The sequence below is a fragment of the Lysinibacillus sp. NPDC092081 genome (assembly GCF_044755845.1).
Taxonomy (GTDB): Bacteria; Bacillota; Bacilli; order Bacillales_A; family Planococcaceae; genus Lysinibacillus.
The window spans coordinates 47,992-60,366 of record NZ_JBIVRU010000025.1; the positions used below are offsets into that span (position 1 = coordinate 47,992).

At 31.1% G+C, this 12,375-nt stretch carries 11 protein-coding genes and 1 pseudogene; 4 read left to right on the forward strand and 8 right to left on the reverse strand.

The window, feature by feature from the left end; genetic code table 11:
* Positions 1–371: 371 nt before the first annotated feature.
* From ACIQLB_RS22555 to ACIQLB_RS22570, 4 genes and pseudogenes are all read right to left on the reverse strand, one after another.
* Positions 372–1,394, reverse strand: coding sequence for a sensor histidine kinase (locus tag ACIQLB_RS22555; RefSeq protein WP_400730859.1), 1,023 nt, complete (start codon positions 1,392–1,394; stop codon positions 372–374).
* Positions 1,391–2,062 carry a response regulator transcription factor gene (locus ACIQLB_RS22560; protein ID WP_400730860.1) on the reverse strand — a complete coding sequence of 224 codons (672 nt, stop codon included), beginning with the start codon at positions 2,060–2,062 and terminating at the stop codon, positions 1,391–1,393. Before ACIQLB_RS22560 ends, ACIQLB_RS22555 begins: the two co-directional genes overlap by 4 nt.
* Before the next feature lie 81 nt (positions 2,063–2,143).
* Positions 2,144–4,124: pseudogene (locus ACIQLB_RS22565) on the reverse strand (FtsX-like permease family protein).
* The gene (locus ACIQLB_RS22570; RefSeq protein ID WP_400730861.1) at positions 4,114–4,881 is read right to left on the reverse strand and encodes an ABC transporter ATP-binding protein; all 768 of its coding nucleotides are present in this window, start codon (positions 4,879–4,881) and stop codon (positions 4,114–4,116) included. Before ACIQLB_RS22570 ends, ACIQLB_RS22565 begins: the two are co-directional and overlap by 11 nt.
* Positions 4,882–5,854: 973 nt before the next feature.
* Between ACIQLB_RS22570 and ACIQLB_RS22575 the strand changes: the two genes are divergently transcribed.
* Positions 5,855–6,301, forward strand: a complete 447-nt coding sequence (locus ACIQLB_RS22575) for a helix-turn-helix domain-containing protein (protein WP_400730862.1) — start codon at positions 5,855–5,857, stop codon at positions 6,299–6,301.
* Positions 6,302–6,461: 160 nt separating this feature from the next.
* On the opposite strand, the gene ACIQLB_RS22580 is transcribed toward ACIQLB_RS22575, so the two are convergent.
* From ACIQLB_RS22580 to ACIQLB_RS22590, 3 genes are all read right to left on the reverse strand, one after another.
* Positions 6,462–6,938: a hypothetical protein gene (locus ACIQLB_RS22580; RefSeq protein ID WP_400730864.1), complete on the reverse strand. Its 477-nt coding sequence runs from the start codon at positions 6,936–6,938 to the stop codon at positions 6,462–6,464.
* Entirely contained in the window at positions 6,922–7,878 is a 957-nt protein-coding gene (locus tag ACIQLB_RS22585; protein ID WP_400730865.1) for a hypothetical protein, read from the reverse strand. The genes ACIQLB_RS22580 and ACIQLB_RS22585 overlap by 17 nt, the downstream gene beginning before the upstream one ends.
* Positions 7,879–8,295: 417 nt before the next feature.
* Positions 8,296–9,273 carry a LacI family DNA-binding transcriptional regulator gene (locus tag ACIQLB_RS22590; protein ID WP_400730866.1) on the reverse strand — a complete coding sequence of 326 codons (978 nt, stop codon included), beginning with the start codon at positions 9,271–9,273 and terminating at the stop codon, positions 8,296–8,298.
* A gap of 208 nt (positions 9,274–9,481) precedes the next feature.
* Here ACIQLB_RS22590 and ACIQLB_RS22595 point away from each other — a divergent pair, with 208 nt between their 5' ends.
* Both ACIQLB_RS22595 and ACIQLB_RS22600 read left to right on the forward strand, forming a co-directional pair.
* On the forward strand, positions 9,482–9,976 hold the full coding sequence (locus ACIQLB_RS22595) for a GNAT family N-acetyltransferase (protein WP_387084690.1): 495 nt from the start codon (positions 9,482–9,484) through the stop codon (positions 9,974–9,976).
* Positions 9,977–10,063: 87 nt separating this feature from the next.
* Positions 10,064–11,218, forward strand: a complete 1,155-nt coding sequence (locus tag ACIQLB_RS22600; RefSeq protein WP_400730867.1) for a hypothetical protein — start codon at positions 10,064–10,066, stop codon at positions 11,216–11,218.
* A 257-nt stretch (positions 11,219–11,475) separates the two neighbouring features.
* On the opposite strand, the gene ACIQLB_RS22605 is transcribed toward ACIQLB_RS22600, so the two are convergent.
* The gene (locus ACIQLB_RS22605) at positions 11,476–11,730 is read right to left on the reverse strand and encodes a hypothetical protein (RefSeq protein ID WP_400730868.1); all 255 of its coding nucleotides are present in this window, start codon (positions 11,728–11,730) and stop codon (positions 11,476–11,478) included.
* Between the two features lie 341 nt (positions 11,731–12,071).
* On the opposite strand from ACIQLB_RS22605, the gene ACIQLB_RS22610 reads away from it, so the two are divergent.
* Positions 12,072–12,278, forward strand: coding sequence for a hypothetical protein (locus ACIQLB_RS22610; RefSeq protein ID WP_400730869.1), 207 nt, complete (start codon positions 12,072–12,074; stop codon positions 12,276–12,278).
* Positions 12,279–12,375: the final 97 nt, after the last annotated feature.

Genomic DNA, 12,375 nt, shown 5'->3' on the forward strand with positions numbered 1-12,375 from the left:
CCACCTGCTAAAGGCAGGTGGATTTTGTCATGAATGTCCACGACTAGAGTCTTTTTTATCTAAGGCTGAAGCACTTCTCAAAGCTCTTGTGCTCAAGCACACTGAATATGGACTAAACTCATTCTTCAATACAGAAAACATCATTCTCATGTTCATTAAATTGTTTCGCAATGTAATTTCTTATTAGTGGACATCAAAAATAGTAATGACTAATCCAGATTAACATCCATCCGATTCACAATTAAATACACCAATATGTTAAATGGCTAAATAATACAAACGGTATGAAGAGAATTTCTACTCTTTTCATACCGTTTTAAATTTGTTTATAAGTTTCATACGAAATTCGTGGAAAGATGGCAGCATCTCTTTTATAAACAAAGCTCAAAAGTTACCATACCTGACAACGGAAATATTAATGTAACTCTAGTTCCTTTATTCACTTCAGATTCAATGCCAATTTTCATTCCTAATTTTGAGCACAGTTTTTCGCATAGATACAAACCCATTCCTGTACTTTTGCTAAATCTCCTTCCATTCTCTCCAGTAAATCCTTTTTCAAAAACTCTATTTATATCTTTAGTTATTATCCCTACTCCATTATCCTCTATAGTTAGTATCACTGAGTTAGCTTTCTTAATTGAGTATATACGTATCATTTGTTCTTTGTTATTTGAGTACTTTATGGAATTTCCTAATATTTGATTAATAATAAATTCAACCCATTTTCTATCACTATATACGATTTCATTAATGTCTTTTATATCTAATTTTATTCTCTTATAAATAAAATCTCTATAATTTCTTTTAATTACAGTTCTTACTACATCATCAAGGTTGATTGGTTTTATAATATAGTCCTTACCGACATTATTGCTTCGAGAATAATACAGCACCTGTTCTACAAACCCTTCGATTCGATCCAATTGGGAGTCTATTTTATTAGTTACTTCATTTTGATTATTTTCAACTATTAGCTTTGTAGAAGCTATCGGCGTCTTAATTTCATGTACCCATGTTTCTATATATTCCCTATAATCCGATTGCATATCTCTATAATATTTTACATTTTCATGCATATCTCTACTTATTTCTTTCAGTATAGCGTTAAGCTTTTCCCCATGTATAAAGTTTGCTTCCTTTACTACCTCTGGAAGTAGGTATTTTTTCTCCAAGTTTTCTAATATACCATTAATCTCATTATAATAATTTTTACATTTTATAAATTCTATAGCCATATATGAAATCAATGGAAAAAACCAAATACAAAAAACAAAAAATATTATAATGAACTGAACATTCGCAGTCAGCAATATACTAGCCAGTATAATAAATATAAGTACATTAGATACTATTACTACCATTTTATCTTTAATAAACTCACTTATATTCATGGCATTATATACCCTAACCTTCTTCTTGTTTCAATTGGATTTTCTATACCTATCTCTTCAAGCTTCTTTCTTAACCTATTTATATTAACAGTTAAGGTGCTATCATCCACAAAATAATCAGATTTCCATAAGGATTCCATAAGTGAATCTCTTTTTACAATATTACCGCGATTATTTATTAAACATGAGAGTATCTTCACTTCATTTTTAGTTAACTCTACGGACTTGTCTTGATAAGTAACTGTTGCATTCGAAAGGTTCAAATTAAAATCTTTATAATGCAAGATGTTTTTCGTCTTTACGCCTCCATTTACTCTTCTTAAAATACTAGTTACTCTTGCTAATAGTATTTCTGTATTATAAGGCTTTGTTATAAAATCATCTGCTCCTAAATTCATACTTATTAGTTCATCTACATCACTATCTCTGCTTGTAACCATGATGATTGGAACATCTGAAGTTTTACGTATTTCTCTGCATATATAATAGCCATCGAACACAGGAAGATTTATGTCTAGTAATATAAGGTCTGCATTCTCACTTTCTATATATTCGATAATATGATTAAAATCTGTGGGAGCCTTTACTTCATATCCATACTTTATAAAAAAATTTTGTAATTCTTCTCTGATGATTTCATCATCTTCAATAAGAATGATTTTTTTCATGACTTTTCCCTTCCTATATAGAATATAAGGCTATTACATCTTGAGAAACAAGGTGTAATAGCCTTAATGAGCATTATAAAATCAAGTATTACTTTTTACAATATTTTTATACCCGACATATGTCGTGTAGAAATATCCTACATAAACTACAAGAAATACTAAGCCAGTCATCAATGCTGGTAAAGTAATGTCTGTTTGTTGAAATGCGTTAATAAAATTATTGACTAAATAAATTCCAACTACAGAATGAATTAGGGCAAGAATAACTGGAAGACTAAAGTATACGAAAGTTTGAATAAAAATCGTTTTGTCGATCATTGTTCCGTTTGAACCAATTCTCTTCAAAGATTTATATCGATCTATGCTATCACTGGCTTCTGATAATTGTTGAAGAGCTAATACAGCCATACTCGTTATTAAAAATACAATACCTATATATATCCCAATAAACAGTATGATAATTTTCAATCCCTTACTTTCTGCATAAACTTCATCCTTTGATATGCCTGATATATAAACAATATTTAATTTTGGGCCATTTTCGTCAAAAAAGCCCCGTGCAACGTTATCATATTTTTTATTATATTCTTCTCTATTTTCATCTAAATAATTTACATTAAGTACGGATGTACTAATTTTGTAGCCTGATAAAAACTCATCATTTATAACGATTGCGAAGAAATTAGTTGTCCCATCAGAAGTGTAAAGATTCTCTTGTATAACTTTAGCGTTTTTTACCAGATGTTCTTTTTCTTTAATATTCATCTTATTGCTATTTTTTAATCTTTCATTTATCGAATTAACCAACCGGTTATTATTTGATAAAAGTAAAACTTCATTGTTATTTAAAGTGATTTCCTTTTCACCTTTAAGATTTAAAATTTTATTATAATCAGATACTTTAATGAAATCTATACCGTTATTATAATCTTTAAGTTCTGGTACAAAGTCCACCACTTCCATCCCTGTTCGATATACGTTATAAGATACATATTTTTCGTTATTACTTATTTTAAAATTAAATTTATTTAATACGTCTTCTATAGTGTAACTTTCATCCTTATTCATCAACATAATACTGGCATCAAATGGTGTTGCTTCTTTCATTGTTGCGTCTATACTTCTTTTAAAGCTGATTCCTGTAGATAAAGCCACCATTGTAAGGCATAACATTAAACAGATTACAGACATGGATATAAAATTTGTATTAACCTTACTATTTATTTGTTTGATGATAAATATATTTAACCCTTTAAAATAGACTTTTTTATTCTTCTTTACAAGATATAATATAAATCCAGATAAACTAAAGAAAAACAGCAATGTACCTAATATGCCAAGAATGATTGATACCATGAGCATAGGATTTCTAAAATTTAATCCGACTTTTAGTACAGTCACATATGCATATCCAAGTGATGCTACACACATAATAAATGTGATTACATAGATAAGAGGATTTCTAAATTTTACATCTTCGTTTTTTCTACCTGCTGTTAACAAATCAATTATTTTGTATTTAGAAACAACATATACATTAAATAACATAACAAGCAAAAACATGATTCCAAAATATAATACGGTTTTACCTATAGCACCTGTTGAAATTGCAAATTTATATTTATTCATGGGCAAGTCAAATAACTTTAATGCAAATGTAGATAATCCCTGTGATACTCCAATACCTATTATAAGCCCACTCACTAAAGATATAACGCCAACTAGAAATGTCTCTGTTACTAATATTCTGGATATGTTTCTTCTTCCCATACCTAAAGTCATGTATTCCTAATTCGTTTTTACGCTTTTTAATTAAGAAATTATTTGCATACAATATTAAACCACCTAATATTACGGATACAAATACTGACACAGTTGAGATAACTTTCATTAAAGTAGGCACATACTCTCTACCTGAAGCGTCAATTTCCATAAGTGCCTTTTGTGATTCTATTGAGTTAAAGCTATAAAATATACAAACAGCCAGTGTTAGTGTTAAGAAATATATCGCATAATCTTTAAGACTTTTCTTTACATTCCCAATAGCAATCTTAGAATACATTATTATCGTCACCTCCAAGAAGGGTTATAACTTCGATAATTTTAGTAAAAAATTCTTTTCTGGAATCATTCCCTCGTACCAACTCGCTAAATATTTTTCCATCTTTAATAAAAAGAATTCTACGAGCATAGCTTGCTGTAAATGCATCATGAGTAACCATAAGTATTGTAGCTTTTAAATCCTTATTTAGACTTTCAAATCTTTCGAGTAATAATCTAGCTGATTTAGAATCTAACGATCCTGTTGGTTCATCTGCAAGTACTAAAGATGGATCTGTTACGATGGCTCTTGCCGAAGCAACCCTTTGTTTTTGTCCGCCTGACATTTGATAAGGGTATTTGCTTAATACTTGTTCAATGTCTAAATATTTTGCAACTGCTTGTATTTTGCCATCAATTTTTGAACTTCCCTCACCTTTTATTGTTAACGCTAGGGCAATATTTTCATAAGCAGTAAGGGTATCTAATAAATTAAAGTCCTGAAATATAAACCCTAATTCATTTTGTCTAAACTTATCTAGTGACTTTGATTTTAATCGAGTAATGTCACTATTATTTATTATTATTTCTCCCGTAGTAACATTATCAATTGTTGCTATACAGTTAAGTAATGTAGTTTTGCCACTTCCTGAAGGCCCCATTATCCCAACAAATTCTCCCTCATCTACCTTAAAACTAATTTTATCTATAGCCTTTGTTACATTATCTTTATTACCATAATATTTTTCAATTTTTTCTACACTTAATATATTTCGCATTAAACTTCTCCTTTTTCATTATAAAAATTCTTTAACTCCCATTCATTTATGTAATTCATTTTATATAATTTCATTTATAGTATCGATGGAATTACATTTCATTAACATTGCATTTTTGTTATATTGAGTGATACTTCTACATGATGTAAGTTATCAGAAATCGCATGGGCATAAGTAAGGATTATTCGATGCCTTACCAAAGAGGCAGATAAATGTAGGGTATTGGTTCTGGTGCAAAAACGATAAGACTTATGTAATTAGTGGAAATAAACAAACTGGTTACGGCGTAACAACAGCTCAGGAGGCCATCTCCTTCGTCTTTTAGTATGGATTTATATTTTCAAGGTTATAACCTAGTTTATACAAAGAAACGGTTATTTTCGTTGCTATTGCTTGAAGGAGCTCTTTTAACAGGAACAGTTGGAATATTCGCAGTAGGGTTATCAATGATTTCCGCATACTGTTTACTTGAAAGTTTAAATGCTACAACATTTCCGTCAATTCCCTTACTTCTGGGAGGTATAATTGTTCCTTCTCCATTAATAAGTATGGGAGCAGTTTTATTTCCTGCTCTATGGGCTACGAGGCAAGATGTGATGAAGGGATTACGCTAGAATGTATAGCTTTTAAATACTTTTTATAACAATTGTATCTAAGCTTAAATGCAAATAACTCTATCATCAATTGAAAAAGAACTTCGAATAAGAAAAACATAGGGAGATACTCTGTAAAATTATAGACAAGTGAATGTATAAAACAGTAATATCAAGAGGTTGTCTTTAATGTCACACATTATATTAAATAATTTGTACATCACATATATATAGTGGTGTACTTTTTTGTTTGTTAGACCTCTAAATGAACTAATTAACTACCACAATTACCCTTCTTAAGGGAATATTTACAGTGATTAAATGTTGCAGTAAAATAGAACATACATTCCTAAAACGTACATTTGGTTTGGAGGCATAGTTTGAAAGAATATAAAGTAAAAGAAGTGGCTGACTTATTAGGTAAACACGAAGAAACTATTAAACGTTGGATACGGTCAGGCAAATTCCCTAACGCTTATAGAAATAGTGATAAAGAGGGTTGGAAAGTTATTGAATCTAATTTATTGAAACTTAATAAAGTGATCCCAGTTAGTGAGGTTGAACAGAAAGATACTATAAAACCAGAAGTCGATGAAACAGAGTTAGTGAAACTGGCGTATCAAGCAGTTACTCTTACTTTCCCTACTGATGAAATGTTATCAATCCTGTCTGTCGTAGGTATAAAACGGACCTTGGAAATATTATTGATAATGCAGCAGACACCATCGAAAGTGAAGAATCCTGGTGAGTTCATCAAAAAAGCAATACGTGAAAATTTAAGTCCGATTTCATCTCCTATCGAAGACATCGGGCAAACCAGAGTATGACCTATCACGAAAATGTTTAAAAACCCCGTTATAAATACAACTGAGAACCTTCTATCCCTGTTAATAACGGGTGAAAGCAGATTAAAATTCATAAAGTAAGGTGATTAAATATGTGTGATGAATATTATTACCAATATTGTCCAAAAGGAAAAGAAAGCCGTTATGATCGACTAATGCCTCCAATTCCTTTATTTCCCTTTTTTCGAGAAGATACCTCCTGTTCTATATCTTCGATTTTAGCCAAAGCTTTACCTAATTCTTTTGCTTTTTTTTCGTTAAGTTTTAAGGCTTGTATTAACCTTTTTCGCTCTGATGGTTTACCAGAGAAAAACTTATTAACGCATTCTTCTGTATTTACATAACTATCTATAACTTTAGGATTTTTATTTGTAATAGTTGTTTCATATGCTTTGTTTGCTTTATCTATTGCATTTCTTCCTTGACGTTTTTCTCTTTGCCAAAACTCTTGACTTAATTTATAAGGAATTTCTCCATTTTCATATAATTTTTTTGCAAAACGATGTACTTCTGAATACTTTATCCAACCATGTTGTTTTTCTTCTTTAGTAAAACGGTAAACAATCGTATCAATTTCTTCATTGGGATACTCTTTTCGCTTTCTACCTCTGGTCTCCATTGGAAACAATCCTTTCTTTCACTTTTATAAAACTAACGTATTTTCTAATTGCTTCATCTATATACTTAGACTTTCCAACTAACTCCTTTTGAATCTCTGAATTATGGGAAGAATAAAATTCATCCCTCCCTAGGGTGTATATACTTTCATATAACTTCTTTAGATTCTCGATAACCTCTTGAATTCCCGACCTGCTATCACGAATTTTCTCAGCTAAAATATGTTGTTTTTCCATAAATTCTTCTTTTGAAATTCTCCACCATTCACTACACTCCCAACAGTCATTAACTGGGCATAATTGCTCTTGATAGGTACAATAGCCATCAATCATTTTTCTTTTAAAGTCTGTTTTTGGTGTTCTTAAGACAAATTGTTCAATAAACGCCATTCCTACTGTATGTTCTTGTATTGATTCTTTATTTGAAATTTTATTGCTATAAGTATCCAAATCTACTTTCTGAACTGGTTCGAGTATTTCAAGGTCTACAAATGCCTCTAAATGGTTATAATAATGACTTTGAGAATATATAGAAACATGACCTTCTAATCGGGCTATTTCCACTGCGTGATATCCTTGTCTATATAAATTTATAAAAGCAAGATGCCGTGTATCACCTGGCTTTATTTTCCTTGTAATAGATAAACCTTCAATACTAGAATCATTTTCTTTTAAGGCTATTTTGTATTCTCCAAACACTATGTTTTTATAAAAAGATTTTAAAAGGAGTTTAAAACTTTTCAATGTAAATTTATTAGGATTTAATCTCTTATAAACATGCCTATTATTATCATGCAATATTGCATTAAAATAGCTTGGAATAGAGCGATAGGATATTAGTGTATCTGTTTCTCCAAAACGTTCAGTACATTTTTGGTAGTGTTCTATTTTTCTATATAACCTGGCATTGCCCCCTTGATATGTTGGTTTCAAGGCATACAATAAACTTATACATTCTTCTACATCAAACTCAGTATAATAATCAAAAAAATTGAAAGCACTATTACAATTGCTGATTTTACAATAGAAGAAACCCATCCATTTTGAAAAAAGATTAATCAAAATGGATGGATTTAATTTTGTGAAGGAGTTATTTTTTATAAAAAAGTTTGATTAAAACTCACTTAGAATTCTTACATCAAAAAGGGACAAAATGGTGCACCTTTTTTACAAACAGTAGAACTTTATTTTAAACCATACAACTTTATTTTAAATCTACATTCACAAATTTCGGTCTCATGCTTAGAACCCCTTTATCCCGTATAGATTGACCATATTATACAAATGAAAATTCAAAAAGTGACTTTCATCAGCCTACGAAAAAAGCACAATCACTTTAATGAGATTGTGCTTTACTCCTTATGTTGTCAGTCTCTCCGTTAATTTCGCAAATAACTCAATTCTTTTTACTTCTTTTTCTCTACTCGCAATTTGGTCATGTAAAATTGTAAATGCACCTGCACCAACCTCCACACTCGAATGAGCAATTGTTGTAATATCTAGTATCTCTGCAACTTGCTGATCATCACAACCAATAATCGTTAAATCACTTGGAATATAAAGGCCGCTTTTTTTGGCGGTTGTTACAATACCCGCGGCAATATGATTACAAGATACGAGAAGGGCTGTTGGACGCTCTTTCATATGAAGCAGTGATTGAACAACACGTGTCCCGTCCTCTATTGTAAAGCAGTCTACAAACTCCCACTCCTCTTTCGTCCTAACATGAATAGAGGATAAAGCGTCCCGGTACGCCTGTTTTCGATTTTGACTGTTGAAACTATTACTTCGTCCAACGCAGTAACCAATTCGTGTATGTCCCTGTTCTATTAAATAATTCATTCCTAGTGCAAACGTTTTGTAATGATCAATATAAATGCTAGAAATTGTGCTTGATGCTGTATCTTCACTCGTCACAATCGGGCCAAATTTTGAGTACTTTTCAATTTCCTTACAAACATTGACTTTCGAACATATAATGATTCCGTCTAACTTTTTCATCTTTAACATATTCAAAATCTCTATTTCTTTATCCGCGCTATTATCCGTTTGGCAGAGCATCATATTGTAATTATGTTTTACAGCCTCTCTTGAAATACCTTCTATAATTGCACTGTAATATTGATTATTTACAAATGGAAGAAGCACTCCAATAACATTTGTTTTTCCTCGTACTAAATGAATCGCATTCGAATTTTGCGTGTAATTTAACTTTTTGATAATTGCTAAAATCTCTTTTCGTTTTTGTTCATTTACATACGGATGATTATTTAAAACACGAGAAACAGTAGAAACCGAGACCCCCGCCAGTTCTGCGATTTTTTTTATATTTGTCATCATATACTCTCCCTTCCCACTACATATTAACGCATACAAAAAATTTTATAAATGCCCCTTGACCTGGTAAGCATTCCACATTATACCATGTGATGGCAGACTAAATAAGAAAGGATGTATGTTTTATATGATTTTGTAAGTAGAGCACATATTTTTCATAGGTGGATTACCAGGAAAAGAATAATAATTATCGAAGGGAGAGATTTACTTGTTATTCTCTGAGAGATGTGAGTTACACGTAATTTCCGAAAATGATTATAAAAACATTAAAAAATTATATGAAAACGAGCTAGTAAGAAAATACTTAGGAGGTATTATCGACGAAGAAGCATATAAAATTAGATTCTATGATATATTAAATTCAAAAAATAGCTCCCTCCACTGGACAGTATTTTTAAAAGATAGTAAAGAATTTATAGGTTTTGTTTTCCTTGATACGTATCATGATGGGATTAATACAGAGATTGGGTATCAATTTTTACCTGAATTTTGGGGTCAAGGCTATGCAAAAGAAGTGATTATGAAAGTATTAAACCATGGATTTAGTGCATTAAACTTAACCACTATTGTCGCTGAAACTCAGTCACTTAATATGGCATCTTGTGGACTATTAAAAAGAGTTGGAATGAAATTCGAGGAGACATTGGAACGATTCGGTAATCAACAGTCTAAATTTAGTATTTCAATTTCTAGTGGAAAGTAAGCCCGAAATGATAGAACATTTATTTTGGAAATTCGTCTAAATATTGGAGAAACCTAGCTCCAAAGCAAATAAAAGGGAGATAATATTATGAAAAAAACTAGTAAAAAATCTTGGATGATTGCTTCAGCACTAACAATAGGAATGGCTGTTCTTACACCCCTTCAAGCAGGAGCTACTTCAGTAGAACCAACAAATGGTGTTACTGTTCAAATCGAACAACAAATTACAGGAACGATTAAAAGCTTTAGCGGAGTCGGGGTTGGGATAAAGGGTAGAGATGGTAAAAATTACTACGTCAGTTTCTCTAAATTTTCTGACGAGCAAGTGAAACAAATGAAAAAGATCATAGTAGAAGGACAGGAAATAACAGTTGAAGGTGGAGTAGTCGAACATTCTGCAGACTTCTACACTTTCGAAGATTATAAAAAGGAATTGCCTAAAAATATACCAAATGAAGAGTTAACAAAATTAGAAAAAATGTTTAGTGAAGTGAAGAAGCTAGAAAAAGAAATGGGAGAAAAAGAATATGTAGAAGATGAAAAGAAATTTGAGGAATTTAATAAACTTTGGGAAGAAATGTATCAAATCACGAAGCCATATATTACAGCTAGTTGGCAGCCTCAACCATTTAATGAGTTTCTAGAATACTATTACGAAATTAGTGAAAATAATATAGTTATTGCAGAAAATGATAAAAAAAAGCTTAAAGATATTTATGAGGAATGGGTAAAGCTTGAAAAAGATGGTCAAGAGGAAAAGTCTAAAGAGAAAATGAAAGAATTTAAGAAAGTACTTCAACCATATCTTGATGAACTTAATCCACCTGAAACGTTTGAAAAATACATCGAAGACGTTAATTTAGAAATCTCAGCTGAAGATTTAGCAAAACTAAAAGCTATTTATGAAGATAGTCAAAAAGCAGACAGAGATGAAAATTATGAACTGTATAATAAACTATCGATGGAATTCTATAACATCATTAGTCAATTCATAATACCTCCAACGTTTGAAGAATATATGTCGTCAACTTATGAATTCAAAGTTAATAAAGCCGATAGCAAGCAATTAAAACAGCTTTATGAAGAAATCTTAAAGCTAGATGAAAAAGAAAATTCAACAAAGGTGGAAGAAAAATGGGGAGCGTTTGACAATATTTTAGAGCCATATATAGAAGCAAATAAAGAAATTCTGATTTCTGCTTCTAAATTAACAATTAACGGTCAAGAATACCTACCGCGATAACTGCCATATTTATAAGGTGTAACAAATTTACGCTTTATCTATTCGCAGCAATTGCTCGCTAGGGGACGAATGCTGAAGTCGATGAAAAATAGTCAATAAAAAGAGCGTAAGCTCTTTTTATTTAGGCTGTTTTCTCAATGATTGTTTTGATGAATCGAAAAATTAAACTAAAGCACCTTAGTTGAAGATGATTTAACTCTCTTCAACGTTTATAACTAGTTTCCCAAATAATTTATCATTAAAATATATTTATATTTCTAATTTCTATAATCCACTTGTAGGGAACGACATGGGATATGGGAATCTGCACCGTCATTAGGGCTAATAGAAGCATTAGAAAATTGCCATACTTTATCATTGCCAGACAACAACACAGGATGTTCTTTCCCTTCTTTGTCAATTCCAACTACTTTAAAATCACCACTGATACTATCTTTCTCTCCCCAGAAATACCACATATGTTTATTTGCTTTATTAGCAATAAACTTTTCTTCTACTGCCTCAAGGCGCAATTGTTGAACAACATAGCTGAAAAATGATCAAACTTTTTTATAAAAATCTCATACTTATCTAAAAAGAGTAACTCCATTTTGTTCAATCTTTTTTCAAAATGGAGTTTTTGAAGTTGCTATTAGATAAGGATTGAGGGATATTTTTTAACCAATCTTTATTCCAAAGCTACAATAGTATTAGGAATTTTTTCTATCCGTTATTCAACTAACGGAGCAGGTTAATTGAAGAAAAAAGGGATATTTAGAAAAATATTGAAGTATTATAGAATATCGTTTATCTCAGGTTTAATAACAGGAATGTCTAGTTGATAAGGGCGAGCAATGTGAGGAGCAATATGATTATGTTGATTCCTGTGCTATTCTTAATGACACTTGTCGATTGTAACAATATTGATGAGAACGAAAATCGAGAGGTAAGTCCTACTTTTTCATTACCCGTTACTTTTGGTGACGGGACAAAGGGTGAGTATTTGTTGATTGGTGAAGAAGGGAAAGTTGGTCTTTTGGTCGGATCGGGTAAAACAGAAATTGTTGAAGATCGTTATTGAACTAAAGCACCCGTTCGTATTATAAGGTCAGCCAGAGAAATCTGGTTGACTATTTTTCATTCAATTTATAGATTGATAGTAGCCGGGGTAGAACGGA